Annotated in this window: 11 protein-coding genes; 5 read left to right on the forward strand and 6 right to left on the reverse strand. The window is 66.9% G+C overall.

Features of this window, described 5'->3' with window-relative positions; all coding sequences use genetic code 11:
* Positions 1-180: 180 nt before the first annotated feature.
* Together OMP43_RS17890 and OMP43_RS17895 are read left to right on the forward strand one after the other, a co-directional pair.
* Complete coding sequence (locus OMP43_RS17890) at positions 181-432, forward strand: hypothetical protein (protein WP_280280893.1); 252 nt, start codon at positions 181-183, stop codon at positions 430-432.
* Positions 433-512: 80 nt separating this feature from the next.
* Positions 513-1,940, forward strand: a complete 1,428-nt coding sequence (locus tag OMP43_RS17895; RefSeq protein ID WP_280280894.1) for an aspartyl protease family protein — start codon at positions 513-515, stop codon at positions 1,938-1,940.
* Between the two features lie 82 nt (positions 1,941-2,022).
* On the opposite strand, the gene OMP43_RS17900 is transcribed toward OMP43_RS17895, so the two are convergent.
* The gene (locus OMP43_RS17900) at positions 2,023-4,875 is read right to left on the reverse strand and encodes a TonB-dependent receptor (protein ID WP_280280895.1); all 2,853 of its coding nucleotides are present in this window, start codon (positions 4,873-4,875) and stop codon (positions 2,023-2,025) included.
* A 200-nt stretch (positions 4,876-5,075) separates the two neighbouring features.
* Here OMP43_RS17900 and OMP43_RS17905 point away from each other — a divergent pair, with 200 nt between their 5' ends.
* Entirely contained in the window at positions 5,076-6,287 is a 1,212-nt protein-coding gene (locus OMP43_RS17905) for a histidine-type phosphatase (protein WP_280280896.1), read from the forward strand.
* 9 nt (positions 6,288-6,296) lie between these two features.
* Here OMP43_RS17905 and OMP43_RS17910 read toward each other — a convergent pair whose 3' ends face one another.
* Positions 6,297-7,052 (reverse strand): DeoR/GlpR family DNA-binding transcription regulator, encoded by a 756-nt coding sequence (locus tag OMP43_RS17910; RefSeq protein WP_280280897.1) that lies wholly within the window; start codon positions 7,050-7,052, stop codon positions 6,297-6,299.
* Between the two features lie 119 nt (positions 7,053-7,171).
* Between OMP43_RS17910 and OMP43_RS17915 the strand changes: the two genes are divergently transcribed.
* Complete coding sequence (locus OMP43_RS17915) at positions 7,172-8,917, forward strand: alkaline phosphatase family protein (RefSeq protein WP_280280898.1); 1,746 nt, start codon at positions 7,172-7,174, stop codon at positions 8,915-8,917.
* Positions 8,914-9,945 carry a Ca2+-dependent phosphoinositide-specific phospholipase C gene (locus OMP43_RS17920; protein WP_280280899.1) on the forward strand — a complete coding sequence of 344 codons (1,032 nt, stop codon included), beginning with the start codon at positions 8,914-8,916 and terminating at the stop codon, positions 9,943-9,945. The genes OMP43_RS17915 and OMP43_RS17920 overlap by 4 nt, the downstream gene beginning before the upstream one ends.
* Here OMP43_RS17920 and OMP43_RS17925 read toward each other — a convergent pair.
* The 4 genes from OMP43_RS17925 to OMP43_RS17940 form a co-directional block, all read right to left on the reverse strand.
* Positions 9,929-11,254, reverse strand: a complete 1,326-nt coding sequence (locus OMP43_RS17925) for an MFS transporter (protein WP_280280900.1) — start codon at positions 11,252-11,254, stop codon at positions 9,929-9,931. The two genes, OMP43_RS17920 and OMP43_RS17925, sit on opposite strands and share 17 nt — an antisense overlap.
* Before the next feature lie 110 nt (positions 11,255-11,364).
* Positions 11,365-12,807: a glycoside hydrolase family 125 protein gene (locus tag OMP43_RS17930; protein WP_280280901.1), complete on the reverse strand. Its 1,443-nt coding sequence runs from the start codon at positions 12,805-12,807 to the stop codon at positions 11,365-11,367.
* Between the two features lie 13 nt (positions 12,808-12,820).
* Positions 12,821-14,380 (reverse strand): tryptophan halogenase family protein, encoded by a 1,560-nt coding sequence (locus OMP43_RS17935; RefSeq protein WP_280280902.1) that lies wholly within the window; start codon positions 14,378-14,380, stop codon positions 12,821-12,823.
* A 180-nt stretch (positions 14,381-14,560) separates the two neighbouring features.
* Positions 14,561-17,569, reverse strand: coding sequence for a TonB-dependent receptor (locus tag OMP43_RS17940; RefSeq protein ID WP_280280903.1), 3,009 nt, complete (start codon positions 17,567-17,569; stop codon positions 14,561-14,563).
* Between the last annotated feature and the right edge of the window lie 15 nt (positions 17,570-17,584).

Here is a 17,584-nt window from a genome sequence, read left to right on the forward strand (position 1 = left end):
ACATCATACATCATAGGCACCAACATAGGAGAATCCCGAATAAGGCAAATATTTTACCAGATGCGTCAGGAACTAAGGCAGGATTTCACCAGTAAGAGAAGGATTATTCTTATGCTCCGCGAACTTACTATGGACGAGATTGGCTTCGTGGCCGGTGGCCGCATGCAGGACCGCAGCCCCATGCCGAAGCCCACGGGCCCGGACGTGACCTCCGATGCCGGCGGCGGCGGCGGCATCAACGTCTGGAGCGGCGGCGGCGTGTCGGTCGGCGTGGGTCCGGTGGGCGGCTTCCCCCCGAACGGCGGCGTCGTGACCGTTACCATCGGGGGCAGCTCCGGCAGCAGTAACACCAACAGCGGCACCGACTGGGCTGCAAAGGCCGACGACCAGCGCGAAAGAAATGATCGCAACAGCGGCTCGCCCAACGACTGAGGGCCTCGTCTGAAATTTGGGCTGCTGAAGGTGGGCGGCAGCATATTCGCCGCCCACCGTTTCGAGAAGGTCGGGTCGCCATGAATCCCATGCTCCCCTTGGTTATCGCAAATCTCTGCCTCTTCATTTCCCTCCCGGTTGCCAGTGCTCAAACTCGGGTAGAGCCGGAGGCACGTTTCGGCTTCAACGCGACCAAGGCGGTGGAATGGCTTCCCCTCTCGGGCGACGAAGCCGACGGTATCATCTTCCCGGTCACAGTGAACGGGCAGGCGACCTATGCCGATATCGACACCGGCTCGACCGTGTCGGATGTGGCGCTGATTTCCTCCAAACTCGTGTCCCTGGCCGACGGGGCCAAGGATGGGAAGACCATCTCAGCCAATGGATATGGTGGTGTCAGCCAATACGCTATCCGGCGCGCCGACAGCCTCGTGATCGGCGGTCTCACGCTCCTCAATCAGCAGGTGGCGGTCACCGACAAGCCCCTGTCGCGCGACGAGCGCGTCGGCGTCACGATCGGCATCAAGATGCTCATGGGCCTCACGCTACAGGTCGACTGGGAGAATCGTCGCGCCCGCTTCCTGCTCGGCGGCGACCTGCCGAAGGATGCGGACACGGTGACGGTAGCGATCGAAACACGAACCCACCTCCCCATTGTCGATGCCGAGATATGCGGAATCCGGGTCCAGGCATTGCTCGACACCGGCACGGACAGCGACGTTCATCTCGTGCCCGAGCAGGAGAAGCTGTGGGAGTGCGCCGCTCCGGTGCGCAGCGACATTCGAGGCATCGGTGCCGGCGGCCCGGTCATCAAAGGGTTGGCCAGCTTGCCCGTGGTGCGCATCGGAGGACGTCCGATGGGGCCGGCAACGGCATCGATCGACCCTGAGGGCGGACCGCTTTCCAAACGGGGTATTTCTGCGTCGGTCGGAACCGGATTGCTTCGCCGGTCCAACTTCGTGCTCGACGCAGGGAACAGTGCCCTGGCCTTCTACGGCTCCGACCGCACGGCCCGAGTCACCGATCGCACGAGAATCGGCATCCAATATCGCCCGGATGGGAACGGGCTGCTCATAACCCATATCATGAAGGCCTCGCCCGCCTCGCAGACGATCCTCAAACCCGGCGACCGGATCTGCTCGCTCAATGGCAGGACGATCGAAGCACTTGCGGGAAAATATGGCGATATCAGTCCCCCGGCCGGAAAGATCGCCAGGGTCGGAATCTGTGCCGGTCCGACGGTTTCGATCCTGGCCAGCGACTATCTGGCCTTTCCCGGCGCCCCGGACATCGCCTTTCCGGCCGGAACTCCCGCGGTTCCCGAGCCGGCCGGCGTCGGCCGCGTCACCGAGGCTTTCTCCCGCTGCGTGAACCTGTCCGGCGAGGAGATGGCCGAGGCCTGCTCGATCGTGCTGAACGCGCCCAGGATAGCGAATTTCTGGAAGGAAACCGCTCGCAAGAGGCAGGCGACGGCGTTTCCGAATGCCGCGACTCCCGGGATACCCTGACGCCGCCGCCGGCTGACCGCCCCGTGAAACGAGGCGGAACAGTGAGCCACCCATGGGCGGCTCACTGTCCATTGCGCCAGGCTCAGAAACTATAGCTCAGGTTCAGCGAATAGACCCGGCCGGTTTCGATATAGCCGCCCTTGCGGTCGTTGGAGAGATAGGCCTGGCGCTGGCTGGTGGTCGCCCAATAGGTGTGGGCGTTGAGCAGGTTCTCGATCGACGCACCAATCGAGACATGCTCTCCCAGGGTATAGCCGAGCATCAGGTTCATCTTCGACACGGGCTGGACATAGGTATCCGGCCGGCTGGAGCGCAGGTCGTACAGCTTGTCGCCCGTATAATTATAGTTGAGCGCGGCCTGGAAGCCGCCATGATTGTAGAACAGCTCGACATTGTACATGATGCGCGGCGCCTGCGGCATGCGCTGGCCCCGCCACTGGCCGTTCACGAACACCTTGGCCTGGGCGCGCTGGAGCGTGATGTTGCCGCCAACGCCCAGCCCGTCGAACAAGCCCGGCAGATCGCGGAAGCTGTACCGGCCGACCAGCTCGATGCCGTAGACGTCGCCCTTCCCGCTGGTATCCAGCGTCGAGGTCTCCACGCCATTCACCTTGATCGGGCTGCTGGTTCCCCAGACGTTGAGATCGCCGCCCGCATTGGTGGTGCCCGTCGAGAACAGCACATGGTTGATGCGCTTGTAATAGGGGCTGATCGAGAAGAAGTCGGTGCCCTCCCCCTTCAGCTCGATCGAGGCATCGACGTTCCAGGCCGTCTGCGCGTCCAGGTTCGGATTGGGAATGAACACCGACAAGGTGCCGTCGTCGCTGAGCGAAACCTCCGTCGGCCCGAGCAGCAGGTCGAAGGCCGGGCGCGAATAGCTGCGGCGGACCGAAGCGCGATAGACGACGCGATCGTTCGGGCGATAGCTGGCGATCACGCTCGGCAGCCACTGATTGTAGCTGCGCGCCGTGGTGACGAAGCCGTTGCCCGTCTTCTCGTTGCTCTGCCAATAGGTGCCCTCGAAGCGGTTATGCTCGAAGCGCACGCCCGGGATGACCGTCAGATCGCCCGCGCGGAAGGTCGCCATGGCATAGGCGCCGATGCGCTGCTCCTTGCCGTCCAGCCGGTCCTGCTTCAGCTTGACCGGGTCGAGGCCCGCGAGCTTCGGCGTCGACAGGCGGCGAATCTGGTCCTCGATGAATTTGGTATCGAGCAGCTTGATCGGCACCTGGGCGGAATTGTGCATGAAGCCGCCCAGCATCTCGCCCGGAATATCCGCCACCGACGGGCCCTGCGCGTTGTAGCGCGGGGCGTTGCTGCCGTTCGCGAGCGGGAAGAAATACTGGAGCGCGCCATCGTCGCCCAGGCTGTTGGCATAGCGCTTCGTCCCTTCCGCCTTGGCGCCGGCGGCGATCGATTCCAGCCCCTGGTCGCCCAGCTTCCAGGTCGCGTCGAGCTGCCCCTCCAGGCGCCGCTCCCAAGTATTCTCGAACTGCTGCGTCACATACCATTGCTTCAGCGTCGAGAGATTGAGCAAGGCCGCACGCGCCGCGTCGGTCAGCACCACCTGCGGGCTGGTGCGATCGCCGATGCTGGTGACCATCCGCGTGATCGCCAGGCCGCTATTGTCCGCAGTGCCGATATAGGGCTTCCCGGCGAAGCCCGACTGGATGCGCAGCGGATAGTCCTGCTCGCCGCGCGAATAGGCGGCGTGATAGTCGAGCGTGAGGTCGCCGAGGCGCGACTGGCCGCCCAGCTTGGTCGAGAACAGCTCCTGGTTGGAGTGTTCGGTGCGGAAATAATGCGTGGCGGTCAGCCCGTAATCGGCGCGGAAGCCCGCCGCGTCATAGGATCCCGAATTGCCCGGATTGGGATTGATCTGGCCGGGTGCGAGATCGGTCTGGCGCAGCGCGGTCTGGTCCATCCAGCTCTTGAGCTTGTAGCGGCCATAGGTGGTATAGGAATAGAGGTCGAGATCGTCCCCCTTCCAGTCGAGGTTCAGCGTGCCGCCCAGCCGCTCGATCCGGTTGCGGAAGACGTTCCACTGCACGCCGCGCGGAGCGATATTGTCCAGATTGTCACGGATCATCCCGGGAATCTTGTTGTCATACTTCTCCCAGTCGTGCTGCATCGCGGTCGATTCACCCAGCGTGTGCTTCAGGCCGTAATAGACCGACGCATAGATGCCGAGATTGCCGAGGCGCTGCGCCGTTTCGATCTGCGCGGTGCCGCCCCAGGGATTCTGCCCGCGCGCCGCGGCGCGGCCGGCGACCTGGCCCTGCGCGCGGATCTGCACATGGCCCGCCGGCAGGTTGAAGGCCGAGGCGGTGCGCAGATCGAGCACGCCCGCGATCGCGTCGCCGTCGAAATTCGCGGTCGGCGCCTTGTTCACCCGCACTTCGGCGACCGAAAAGGGCGACAGCAGGTTCATCGAGATGGCGCGGGTGCGCGCGTCGGTCTGCGCCAGGCGCACGCCGTCGAGCATATAGGCGTTGTAGGCGGTATCGAGCCCGCGGATCGACAGATACTGCGCCTCTCCGGTCGCCGCCGCGTTGCGCGACTGGTCCACCGAGGCGTTGATGCCGGGCATGCGCGTCAGCAGATCGGCCAGATTCTGCTGCGGTTGCGCGCGCAGTTCCTCGCCCGAGATGATCGAAACCAGCGACGAGCTGCGGATCTGCTCGTTCTGCGTGTCCTGAATGGCATGGCGGCGGCCGTTCACCACGATGTCGTCATCGTCCTGCTTCTCGATGCGGTCCTTGTCGCGGCCCCCGCCGCGATCCTGATCCGCCGCCGGCGCGGGAACGGGGTCGGCCGGAACGAGCGTCTCGGGGCCGGCCGGCGCCGCCCAGGCCGGGCCGGCGGCGAGCAGCGCCATCGCCGTGCCGGACAGAAGATGCAGCGCGCGAAGATGTGCCGGGAAAATGGTCATCATTGCTTACCCCCAAAGGAACTGGATCGCGGCGGCATCCTGCCCGCCGCCGCCGGCCCGCTAGGGGCGGCCAGTGACGCATTGATGACAAAATGACCGTATCAATTAATTTTTGACCATATCCTTTGAGATCAAATCGATTTCATTCGATTATCGCGCGCAATGTCATCAAATTGACCCTTGCAGGCCGCATGAGCTCGCGAATGATTCGCATGCCCCGCCCCGCGCTCGCCCTCTTCGCCGGCGCTGCCATGCTGCTGCCCGGCGCGGCCCTTTCCGCCCCCGCGCGGCCCCAGGGGCTTGCCGTCGAGCGAGTCGTGATCGTGATGCGCCATGGCATCCGCGCGCCGCTCGCCGGCGAAGTGCCGGAGGGCACCCGCACCGCCGCGCCATGGCCGCGCTGGCCGGTGGCGGAGAGCCGCCTCACGCCGCACGGCATAAGGGCGCTCGAGACGGTCGCCGCCGCCGATCGCCGACGCTTCGTCGCCCAGCGCGTCCTGCCCCGGAATTGCGCGGCATCCGGCGCGATCCGCATCCGGACCAACGTCTCCGACCGGACGATCGCCAGCGGCGAGGCCTATGGCCGCGGCATTGCCCCGGGCTGCGGAATCGCGGCGGAGCATCTGAAGGCGGGGGAGATCGATCCGATCTTCGAGCCCCTGCGCGCCGGCGCCACCCGCTTCGACGCGAGCCGGGCCGTGGCCGCGATCGAGCGGTTCACCGGCGGAGCGGCGGCGCTCACGACCCGGCACGCCGCCGCGATCGCCCTGCTCGACCGCATATTGGGATGCGCCCCGCGCGGCACGGGCTGCCCGCCGAACCTGCCGGCCCAGCTCCGCCCCGCGCCCGATGGCCGGGGGATCGAATTGCAGGGGCCGATCCGCGACACTTCCGGCATCGCGCAGGTGCTGCTGCTGCAATATGTCGAGGGACTGCCGCTACGCGACACCGGCTGGGGGCGTGCCGATCCCGCGGCGCTCACCCGGCTCGGCGCGCTGCATGCCGCGCTGTTCGACGTCTTCACGCGATCGCCGTACATGGCCTCGCACCAGGCCGCGATCCTCGGGCGGCATGTGCTGGAGACGCTCGCCGATCCGGCCGGCCCGCGCATCGAAGTGCTGATGGGCCATGACACCAACGTCACCGCGCTCGCGGCGGCCCTGCGGACCAGCCTGAAGGCGCCCGGCTATGCGACCGACGATGTGCCGCCGGGCGGCGCGATCCTGGTCGAGCAGCTGCGCGACCGGAAATCGGGCCGGCGCTTCGTCCGCCTCTCCTATCGCACCCAGTCGCCCCAGGTGCTGCGGCAGGGCGGCGCGGCGGTGTCGATCGGCTCGCTGAGGATGGCGGGGTGCGCCCGCCTCTGCCCGGCCGATCGCTTCGCGCGGATATTGCGCAGCCGCCTCGCCGACTGATCGCGCCGTTCAGGCGACCACCCATTCCGTGCGGGTCAACACCGCGTCATAGCCATCGGGCGGCGGGCAATCGGCCACGACGATGCCGACCGACCGGAAATCCGCGACGGCGAGCGTGCCGTGCCGCCCGAATTTCGAGGAATCGACCGCGATCAGCACGCTTCGCGCCCGCGACACCATCAGCCGGCAGACCCGCGCCTCCCCGGCATGATAGGAAGTGAAGCCGTGATCGAGGTTCACGGCCTCGACCGAGATGATGGCGAGCGAAGGGGTGAACAGCGACAGATAGTCGGTCGCCGTCTGGTCGAAACAGGCGCGATAGTCATAGTCCATCTCGCCGCCGGCCAGCAGCACCCGGTTGCCGTTGCGCCCGCCAAGCTCGGTCGCCACGCCCACCGCATTGGTGATGACCGTCAGGTCGCGATGGTCGCGCAGTGCCTGTGCGACATAATGGCCCGTCGTGCTCGCATCGATGTAGATCGTCTGCCCATCCGCCACGAGCGGCGCGACGGCGCAGCCGATGCGGTGCTTCGCATCGGCATTGCGCTGGAGCCGCACGGCGAAGGATCCCTCGGTCTCGACCCGCGCCAGCCGCACCGTGCCATGCGCGCGCGTCACCTGGCCGCCGGGCTCGAGCGCGCGAATCTCCCGCCTTATCGTCTCGTCGGACACGTCGAGCGCCTTGGAAAGCGCCGGGACGCTCCACACATCGCCCGCCGCCAGCAGCTCCAGCAGCCTTTGCTGCCGGCGAAAACGCTTGCTCATCATCATTCCATGGTTGGGAAGTCGAACGCTCGAAGGCGGCAAGCTAGCGCCCGCCGGGAAATGGTCAACAATCGATCGGATTACGCGAGGATGTAATCAAGATCGGGCAATCGACGGTCATGAAGAGCACTCATATCGACCGCCGCACCTTCGTGGCCAGCGCCGGCGCCCTGGCCGCCGCGCCCGCGACGCTCGCCATGCCCGTCCGCGCGCGCGGCACGCTCGCGGATGTCGAGCATGTGGTGATCCTGATGCAGGAAAATCGCTCGTTCGATCATTATTTCGGCACGCTGCGGGGCGTGCGCGGCTTCGCCGATCCGCGCCCGGCCATGCTGCCCTCGGGCCGGACCGTCTGGGAACAGCGGCAGGACGACAAGGACGGCGGCGCGATCGTCCGCCCCTTCCATCTCGATACCCGCGCCACCGCCGCCGGCTGCCTGCAGAGCCTCGATCACAGCTGGAAGGGAAGCCACGCCCGGTGGAAGGACTGGGACGTCTGGATGCCCGAAAAGGGCCCGTTCGCAATGGGCTATATGACGCGGGCCGACCTGCCCTATTATTATGCGCTCGCCGATCAGTTCACCATCGCGGACGCCTATCACTGCTCGGTCCATGGGCCGACCGGCCCCAACCGCCTCTATCACTGGACCGGCACCAGCGGCCTGACCGTCGGGCGCGACGGCGCGTTCATCGTCTCCAATGACGGCGTCGATCCGAACGAGACCGCCGATATGGGCCGCGACGATCCGAAGGCGCATGCGCTGGACTGGACGCCCTATGCCGCCCGCCTCTCGGCCGCGGGGATCCGGTGGAAGCTCTATCAGGAATATGACAATTACGGCGACAATCCGCTGGCGCTGTTCGCCCGCTATCGCGGGATCGGGACGGAGACCGCCGAATATGCGGCGGCGCGCGCCTGGGCGGAGGGATCGACGCGCGCGAACGCCGGCACGTCGCGCGGGGAGCATCTGGTGCGCGCCTTCGCCGCCGATGTGGCGGCGGACCGCCTGCCGCAAGTGGCGTGGATCGTCGCGCCCTTCCATATGTGCGAGCATCCCGATGCGCCGCCCGCCTATGGCCAGGCGCTCAGCGCCCGGCTGATCGCTGCGCTCGCCGCCAATCCCGAAGTCTGGGCCAAGACCGTCTTCATCCTGAACTATGACGAGAATGACGGGTTTTTCGACCATATGAGCCCGCCGCTTCCCGCCACGCTGCCGGGCATGGGCGCGAGCACGGTCGCGCTGGACGGCGAGGATTATCGCGGCCAGCCGGTCGGCCTGGGGCCGCGCGTGCCGATGCTGATCGCCTCGCCATGGACGCGGGGCGGCTGGGTGAATTCGGAGCTGGCCGATCACACTTCGGTCCTGCGTTTCCTCGAGCGTCGCTTCGGAGTGCTGGAACCCAATATCAGCCCATGGCGGCGCGCGGTGTGCGGCGACGATCACGGCCCGCGCCACTATACCGTGGGCGCCGGCCGGTCGCTCGACGACAGCTGGCCGGTCGACATCGCCGCGCGGCGGACGCTGACCGTGACGGGTCCCAATGGTTTCCATCGCTCGATCATGACGGGCACGCGCTTCACCAGCCATGCCGAGCGCGTCGGCGCGGCGACGCATGTCCATCTCGCCAATCGCGATACGACCCCGCTGGACCTGCGCATCGCCTCGCGCCACGCCGCCCCGAGCGCCGGGCGGCTCCGCCTGGCTCCCGGGGAGGAAGCGACGGTGAAGCTGGCGGTGCTGGCCGCGCATCGTTGGTATGACGTGCGCGTCGAGGCGGGCGACGGCACCGTCCACGGGCTCGCCGGGCATTGGGAAACCGGCGCGCCGGGCATCAGCGAACCGATGACGGGAGCGCCGGCATGATGCGCGCGCTGGCTTTGCTGGCGCTCGTCGCCGGCACGGGAGCGGCTTCCGCGCCGCGCGGCGACCTGCGGCTCGACCAGGTGCAGCTCATCGGCTCGCACAACAGCTATCGCCCCTATCCCTCGCCGCAGCTGCGCGCCCGGCTTGCCGGCGCCGGTGCGGCGGAATGGGCGGGCCTCGCTTATGGCCATCCGCCGCTCGAGGCGCAGCTGGCCCTCGGCCTGCGCCAGCTCGAGCTGGACGTCGCGCCCGATCCCGCGGGCGGCGCCTATGCCGCTCCCTATGGCGGCGCCGATGCCGAGAGCCGCCGGATCATGGCCGCGCCGGGCGCCAAGGTGCTGCACATCCCCGGCTTCGATACCGAGACTCATTGCCTGACCCTCCGCCTGTGCCTGGCGACTCTGCGGCACTGGTCGGACCGGCATCCGGGCCATGGGCCGGTCATGGTGCTGATCAACACCGGCGACGCCGGCGGCGCGCGCTTCGATGCCGGCAACCTGGCCGCGCTCGATGCCGACATACTGGCGGAGATCGGGCGCGAGCGGCTCGTCACGCCCGACGATGTGCGGCGCACGCTGCCGAGCCTGCGCGCCGCGGCGACCGCGCGCCGCTGGCCGAGCCTGGCGCGGGCGGCCGGCCGCTTCCTGTTCGTGCTCGACGGCAGCACGGCGCATGAAGAGGCCTATCGCGCCGGTCATCCGTCGCTGCGCGGCCGGGCGATGTTCGGCTTCTATCCCGAGGACGCGGACGAGGCGGCGGTTTTCAACATCCAGGATCCGATTGCGGAGGGCGAACGTATCCACGGACTCGTCCGCGCCGGTTTTATCGTCCGCACCCGCGCGGATGTGGGCCTCAAGGAAGCGCGCGCCGCCGATCGCCGGCGGCTCGACGCCGCCATCGCCTCGGGCGCGCAATGGATCAGCAGCGACCTGTACGAAGGTGCCACCAACCCGGAACGGCTTGCCTATCGCGCCGCACTGCCGGGCGGGGTCCTTGCGCGCTGCGATCCCGTCACGGCGCGGTGTTGAGGCGCCAAGGCATTCTAAACATGCGCTTCTCGCCGTCGAATGCCCGCAGCATCAGCGAAACCAGCATCGCGCTCGCGGCAATGCCGGCGTGGATCGACCAGAATGTCGCTACCGGCACCCGCTCGTACAAGGCACCCAGCGCGCCGACCACCAGATTGGCGAAGAAGCCGTGCAGGTAGAATATGCCGACCATCACGCCCGCGAGCCGTTGCGGCGTCGCGCCGGTGATGATCGCCAGCCCCGCCGGCCAGACCAGCGCCACGCCGAGATCGAGCAGCAGCAGCACCGCCAGCGGCCCCGCCGTCGAACGCAGCCCCGTTCCCGCCACCAGCGCGAGCAGGCCATAGCCGAGCATGATCGCCGCGCAGCCCATGGCGAGCCGATCCCAGTCCCGCAGCGATGCGAGCCATCGCCATCGCATCGTCAGGATGACCATCAGGATGGTGAAGACGCCGTCCGCCGAGGCGAACCAGGCCGGCGGCACCGGCAGCCCCCAGATCGTCGGGCGGATCGCGTCCGCCACCCATAGCAGGAAGATGTTGGATACCTGCTCATAGGCACAGAAAGCGAGGATGACGACGAGGATCGCCCCGATCGCCGTCACCGGCCGATAGGCGCGGTCCTCCTCCAGCGCCGGGCGTGCGCGCGCGCGCCGCGGCGTGGCCGGAATGGTGAGATAGAGGCCGAGCCCGGCGAGCATGGCGACGCCCGCGGCGCCGAAGGCATAGCCCCAGCCGAGCGCCTGGGCGAGCAGCCCGCACACCAGCGGCCCCAGCATCACGCCGATGTTGAGAAAGGCCAGATAGATCGCGAACGCCTTGTCCCGCCGGCCGTCCGGCGCGGGGAAGAGTTCGCCGACCTGCGCGGCGAGATTGCCCTTGAGCAGTCCGGTACCGAGGATGAGCAGCAGCAGCGCCGGCAGCAGCAGATAGGGGTCGGTCAACAGGAGGTGGCCACAGGCGATGAGCACCGCGCCGGCCACCACTGCCGCACGCCGGCCGAAGAGGCGATCGCCCGCCAGACCGCCCAGCGGCAGCACGAAATAGGTCAGCGCCGCGTAGAGCCCATAGATGTTGGACCCCAAGGCGATGGGGGATAGCGGCCCCCACAAGGCCTCGAGCATCGCGCGCAGCCCCGCCATGCCCCAGGGGAGCGCGGCGCCATCGGCCAGCACCTCCCGGACCAGGTAGAGCGTCAGCAACGCCTTCATGCCGTGGAGCGAGAAACGCTCCCACAATTCCGTGCCGGCCAGTCTGTAGAAGACAGGCCAGGTTGCCGGCCCTGCCTGTGCATTTCCCGCGATACCCATGGGTCCAGGGCTATGCGGAACGAATATAACAGGCGCGGGTCGGCTGCGTGACAAGCCGCGTAACCAACCCGGGCTCAACTCGTCCGGGCGCGCTCCCCTTCCTGGCGCGCTCAGCCGGCCAAGGGTGCGGAGAGGAGCTTGGGGCGGGTCCTGGCGAGATGCAGGATCAGCTCGCCGAACAGGCCATTGGCCCAGGCAAACCAGTCACGCGTGAACTTGGCGGCGTCGTCCTTGTGGAACGCCTCGTGCATGAAGCCGGTGCCGGCATGGGTGGCCTTCAGGGTGCGCAGGCATGCGAGGATGGTCGCATCGTCGCCGGAGGAGAGCGCCCGCACGATCAGCGACATCGGCCAGATGAAGTCCTCGCCCTGGTGCGGCCCGCCAATGCCTTCGCCGGCCTTGCCGCGGAAGAACCACGGATTGGCCGCGCTCCACGCCGCATCGCGCGTGCGCCGCCAGCGCGCATCGTTCGCCGACACGCAGCCGAGCCAGGCCAGGCCCGACAGCGACGGCACATTGGCATCGTCCATGAACAGCGCATTGCCATAGCCATCGACTTCATAGGCCCAGACCTCGCGCCCGTCCGGCAGGGTCATCGCCCCGTAGCGGGCGAGCGCCTGCTCGACTTCATCCGCCAGCGCCGCCGCGTCCCGCGCCAATGCAGCGTCGCCGCGCGCCTCGCTCGCCACGGCCGCCAACTCGCGCAGGGCCGTCATCGCGAACAGGTTGGCGGGCACGAACAACGGAAAGATGCAGGCGTCGTCCGAGGGACGGAAGGCCGAATGGATCAGCCCGACCTTGCGAGTTGGCAGGCCAAGGCCGGCCTGCAGCGTCTCGCTCGGCTGCTTGTTGGTGCGCTGGAACTTGTAGGGCCCGGGCCCGTCCTTGCGCTGCTGCTCGCGGAAAGTGCGCACGATCGCCCGGGCGCTCTCGGCCCAGGCGGCATCGAACGGAGCCTTGTCCCCCGTCTCGCGCCAATAGCCATAAGCGAGGCGCACGACATAGCAGAGCGAATCGATCTCCCATTTCCGCTCGGCGACGCCCGGCCGCATCTCCGTGTCGTCTTCCTTCGCCCAGACCAGCGACGTCTTCTCGTCGGGATTGTGCATGAAGGCATTGGCATAGGGATCGATCAGGACCGACCGCGCATGGCGGCCGATCAACCCGCGGAACAGCTCGCGCAGCCCGGCATCCTGCTTCGCCAAATGGAGATAGGGGCGGACCTGCGCGGCCGAATCGCGCAGCCACAGGCACGGGATGTCGCCGGTGATCACGAAGGCGTCGGGCTTGCCCTCCACGGTGCCCATCGCGACCGTCGTATCGAGCGTGTTGGGATAGCAGTTGCCGAACAGCCAGGCGAGTTCGGGATCGGCGATCATCCCGGAAACCCGGGCGATCTCGCGCTCCACCGCCTGGTTCACGAACCGCCGCTCGGCAACCGGCGGGCGCTTGCTGGCGAACCCGGCGGCCCGCGCGGCGCCGACCGGGCCCAGCATCGCCGAAGCCGCGATCCCGCCGCCGGCTGCGAGCACCGCTCGCCTTGTAATGTCCATTACCGAAGCTCCCCTATGCCTTGACCATGTGCGGCGTTGCGCCGGCCTGAACCCGGTCCGGCGGCGCCTTGCAGTGCCCGTCGATGAATGCCTGATGCAAGGGCATGGCCTCGGCGCAGTTCGCCAGCGCCTCGCGCGTCTGCTCGAGATACGCGGCCAGCTGGTTCTCCGGCATCTCGTCGACGATCGGGTGATAGCCGCGCGGCACGATGCGCTGCCCCAGCATTACCTGCACCCAGCTCGGCAGCGCGAAGAAATCCTCGCCGTTGCGGAAATAGCGGCCATCGCCGCGGAACAGGTCCATCGTCTCCTGCAAGGGCGCCGGGACCGACATGGTGCGGCAATGGTCCCAGAACGGCGTGTCGTCCCGCTCGGTGGCGTGATAGTGGAGGATGATGAAGTCGCGCACCCGTTCCCATTCGAACGTGGTTTCCCGGTTGAAGCGCTCGGCCAGCAGCGGATCGAAATCCCGGTTCGGAAACAGGCCGATCAGGCGCTGGATGGTCGACTGGGCCAGGTAGATGCTCGTGGATTCCAGCGGTTCCAGGAATCCGGCGGCCAGGCCGGCCGCAATGACGTTCTTGTGCCAGAACTTCCGGCGCATGCCCGTGGTGAAGCGCAGCGGACGCGGATCGGCGAGCGCCTTGCCATCGAGATTCGCGAGCAGCGTGGCCGCCGCCTCGTCGTCGCTGATGTGCTGGCTGGAATAGACATAACCGTTGCCGCAGCGATGCTGCAGCGGAATGCGCCACTGCCAGCCGGCCCCGCGCGCGGTGGCGCGCGTATAGGGCGTTAGCGGGCCGGCATTCTCGCATGGAACCGCCATCGCCCGATCGCAGGGCAGCCAATGCGTCCAGTCCACATAACCGGTCTCGAGCGCCTGCTCGATCAACAGGCCGCGAAAGCCCGAGCAGTCGACGAACAGCTCGCCCTCGATGCGCTCTCCGCTCTCCATCACGACCGCTTCCACGAAGCCATCCTCTGCGCGCCGGATCACCTCGACGATCTTGCCCTCGGTGCGCTGCACGCCCCGGCGCTCGGACAGGTTCCGCAGGAAGCGCGCATACAGGCTCGCGTCGAAATGATAGGCATAGGCGATGTCCGCCAGCGGCGAGCCCTCCGGGGCATTGGCGGGGCTTGGCATGAACCGGTTCAGCGGCGCCGCCACCGTCTGCAGCGAATAGGCACCGATCTCCGCCGCGCGCCCGGCGAGATATTGCTTCAGCCAGAATTGGTGGAACGGCAACGGCCCGATGCCCTGGCCGATCTTTCCAAAGCCATGGACATAGCTGTCGCCGATGCGCGCCCAGTCGTTGAACTGGATGCCGAGCTTGAAACTGGCCTGGGTCTCGACGACGAAATCGACTTCCTTGATGCCCAGCATCTCGGTGTTGAACGTCTTCATGTGCGGGACGCTGGCCTCGCCCACCCCGACGATGCCGACTTCCTCCGATTCGATCAGGCGAACGGAGGTACCGCGTCCCAGATACGTGGCCAGCACCGCCGCCGCCATCCAGCCGGCGCTGCCGCCGCCCACGACGACCAGTTTCCTGATGCGGTTGTCGGTGCTCATCGCTGCAAATCCCCCTCCCCGGCATCGGCCGATGGACTGCCCGAGCGACGGTCGCCGGCCATCAGGCCGGCGCCGCCGCATCGGGCCGTGATGGCATCCGGCACCGTCGCCGGCACGGCCATGACCCCGTCCTTCGGAAATCCCCCTCACGCCCGCCGGGTGCGAGGGGGAATGGATGACCTAGAACTTATAGGTCACCCCGCCATAGACGATACGGCCCGAATAATTGTTGGTCCACAGCCGGGCCTTGGTGTCGTTGCCCAGATGCGCGCGCTGTTCCTCCTTGGTCAGGTTCAGCACCGACGCACTCAGCACCAGCTGCTTGGTGATGTTGTACGCCACGTTCAGGTCGACCTGCTGATAGGGCTCGGAGTAGATGCTGAGCCCGTTGTGCAGGCCGCCCACCAGCTCGCCGCGGCGGTTGTACGAAGCGCGCGCCAGGAATTTCTCGCTCTCGTAGAAGATCGTGGCGTTGAGCTGGGTCTTCGCGCTGCCGACGAGCGGCGACCTGGCGATCTCCTTCCCGTCCAGCATGACCGCGGCCATGTTGGTGTCGTTATAGGTGAAGTTCGCCTGGAAACCGAGGCCGAAGTCCAGCGTGTGCTGGGCGTAGAGCTCGATACCCTTGGAGACGCCGTTACGGCCATTGGCCGAGGTCGAGAAGTTGCGGACCGTCACGGTATTGCCGCCGATCGTGACCTGCTGGTCCCGGGTCACCGGCACGATGAAGTTCTTCACGTCCTTCCGGAAGAGGCCGACGCCCACCACCGAGCCGGGGTGGAAATACCATTCCAGGCCGACGTCATATTGCCACGCCTCGAACGGCTTCAGATCCTTGTTGCTGCCCGATCCCGTCCAGCCCGGATCGGTGCTTCCGCCCGCCGCGCTGCGATCGGAGCTATATTCCTGCGAGACGAAGTTGAGGGCGCCCGGAAAGGCGATGTCGGTATAGCCGGTCCGCGAGATGACCTTGGACACGGCACCGCGCAGCACCAGCCGGTCCGTCAGGTCGACGGCATAGTTCAGGCTGGGCAGGAAGTCGGTATAGGTCTTGTCCAGCGTGTTGAGCTCGAAGGTCTTCTCCTTGATCTCGTTCTTGAGGAAGCCGCTCTCGCAGCCCGGCTCGGTCGTGCAGGGCTGCGGGGTGCCGCCCGGGCCATCCACGAAATAGTCGAGGAAGCGCTCGATCGCGTCGGTCGACTCGGCATGCTGCTTGGTCCGGGCGACGCGCAGGCCGATATTGCCGCGGATGCGGTCGGCCTTGAAGTTGAGCTGCGTATAGCCGGAGAGGATCTTCTCGCCGACATTGTAGATGAAATCGGGTTCCTCGTAGCGAACCGCGTCGCCGTACCGCGCCTTCAGCTGCGCGAGATAGGCCGGGAAATCGATCCCCGGGAAAACATTGGCGTTGAAGCCGCCCTCGATATGGCCGAGCGCCTTGGCATAGAAATATTCCGGACGCGCCACCGATGCCTGGGCATCGCAGCCATTCTGGTAGCGCGTGGTCGTGCCCGGGCAGTACCACAGGGTATTGCCGGTGTTGCGGTGCACCTTGCCGTCGCGATACTTTACACCGGCCTGGATCGACTGCAGCCACGAGCTTTCGAACTGCCTGGTAACGTCGGCCTGGACATAGTTTTGCGAGATCGACGTTTCCTTCCAGGAGGAATCGGTCGATCCCAGATCGATCTCGGCAATGCCGGCCCGCAGATTGTCCTGAAGATCCGGCGAGAAGGTCGCCGATGGCGTGCCGGTCAGGTTCCAGGCGCTCAGGCTGTTGCCCATCTGCCAGGCGCCGTTGACGAAGCGGCGGGGCTTGGCGGACATGCGGAAGTTCAGCGACGGTCCGCCCTCGGACCAGGTCCGGCCGCCCACCAGAGCGGCACGCCATGGGCCATTCTCCCAGTCGACCGCGAAGTCGACCGTCTGCGACAACGCCTTCTCGCGGCTATAGCCGCCCGTGAGCTGCGGCGTCGGGATCGTGCAGTCGTCGGGACCCCAGCCGCCCGAGGGCTTCCCGCCGGCCGCGGCCTGGGTTTCGTTGCAATAATAGGCCCTGCCCGCAAGCTTCCGATATTCCGCGCCGGTGGCAATGGTGCCGCTGGGATCGAGCGTGAGCCCGTTGAGCAGCCGCCCGCCCGCATAATTGCCGTCCCACGAGACCCGGGCGAGATTCCATTCCGGGATCTTCAGCATGTTGAGCGCATAATCCCCCTTCAGATCGAAGCGGAAGTAATTGGCGGTCAGGGTGAGGTTGTGGAACGGCTTCAGCTGCGCGGTCGCCTGGATGCCCAGTCGCTCGCGCTGCTCGTCACGCACCGCGAAATTGACCGAGGTGGGCAGGAAGAAATCCGAGTAATGCTTGCCGTTCTGGTCGTTGAAGCCCGACCCGCCCCACCATTTCGACGGCTGCGGATCGAGCGCCTTGCCGTTCACGTCCACCGCGCTTCGCGCATTGTTGTCGGAATACCAGGTCCAGCTCTCGGTGCTGAATTCCATGCTGCGGTTGGTGCGCCGCTGCCAGGTGGTGCCGACGAGAAGGCCGACGGTCTCGGCCTCGTTGCGCCACGAGATCATGCCCGACAGCTGCGGGTCGACCTTCGCGCTCGTATCGGAATACGTGCCCTCCGCCGTCACGAAGCCCGACCAGGCCGGAAGATCGAGCGGCCGCCGGGTCTTCAGGATCACCGTGCCGCCGATGCCCCCTTCGTCGATCCGCGCCTCCGGAGTCTTGTACAGCTCGGCGCTGGACAGCATGTTCGACGGCAGGAGCACATAGTTGAACGAGCGCGAAGCCTCGTCATTGGTCTCCGAGGACGCGATATAATTGCCGTTCAGCTGGGTCAGGGTGAGGCCGGCCTGCAGGCCGCGGACGCTGACCGTCTTGCCTTCACCGCCGTCGCGGGTGATGACCACGCCGGGCACGCGCTGCAGTGCGTCGGCGACGTTCTTGTCGGGGAACTTGCCGATATCCTCGGCTGTGATCACTTCGACGATCGCGTTCGCGTCGCGCTTCTGGCGCAGGGCTTCCTGGATCGACGCGCGATATCCCGTCACGAGGATGGCCTCGCCTTCCTCCTCCTGGGTTGCGGCCGCGTCGGGCCGCGCCTCCTGCGCATGCGCAACCCCCAGCGGCACGATCGTGGTGATCGCCAGGCTGGTAGTGGTCAGCAGGACTTTGCGGAACATATCCGATCTGGATGC

This window comes from Sphingomonas sp. CBMAI 2297 (genome assembly GCF_029870595.1).
GTDB lineage: Bacteria > Pseudomonadota > Alphaproteobacteria > Sphingomonadales > Sphingomonadaceae > Sphingomonas.

Bases quoted from the DNA above. Each gene is read 5' to 3' on its own strand.
- OMP43_RS17890 (WP_280280893.1), top strand. From the start codon at position 181: ATGCCGAAGCCCACGGGCCCGGACGTGACCTCCGATGCCGGCGGCGGC.
- OMP43_RS17895 (WP_280280894.1), top strand. From the start codon at position 513: ATGAATCCCATGCTCCCCTTGGTTATCGCAAATCTCTGCCTCTTCATT.
- OMP43_RS17900 (WP_280280895.1), bottom strand. From the start codon at position 4,875: ATGATGACCATTTTCCCGGCACATCTTCGCGCGCTGCATCTTCTGTCC.
- OMP43_RS17905 (WP_280280896.1), top strand. From the start codon at position 5,076: ATGATTCGCATGCCCCGCCCCGCGCTCGCCCTCTTCGCCGGCGCTGCC.
- OMP43_RS17910 (WP_280280897.1), bottom strand. From the start codon at position 7,052: ATGAGCAAGCGTTTTCGCCGGCAGCAAAGGCTGCTGGAGCTGCTGGCG.
- OMP43_RS17915 (WP_280280898.1), top strand. From the start codon at position 7,172: ATGAAGAGCACTCATATCGACCGCCGCACCTTCGTGGCCAGCGCCGGC.
- OMP43_RS17920 (WP_280280899.1), top strand. From the start codon at position 8,914: ATGATGCGCGCGCTGGCTTTGCTGGCGCTCGTCGCCGGCACGGGAGCG.
- OMP43_RS17925 (WP_280280900.1), bottom strand. From the start codon at position 11,254: ATGGGTATCGCGGGAAATGCACAGGCAGGGCCGGCAACCTGGCCTGTC.
- OMP43_RS17930 (WP_280280901.1), bottom strand. From the start codon at position 12,807: ATGGACATTACAAGGCGAGCGGTGCTCGCAGCCGGCGGCGGGATCGCG.
- OMP43_RS17935 (WP_280280902.1), bottom strand. From the start codon at position 14,380: ATGAGCACCGACAACCGCATCAGGAAACTGGTCGTCGTGGGCGGCGGC.
- OMP43_RS17940 (WP_280280903.1), bottom strand. From the start codon at position 17,569: ATGTTCCGCAAAGTCCTGCTGACCACTACCAGCCTGGCGATCACCACG.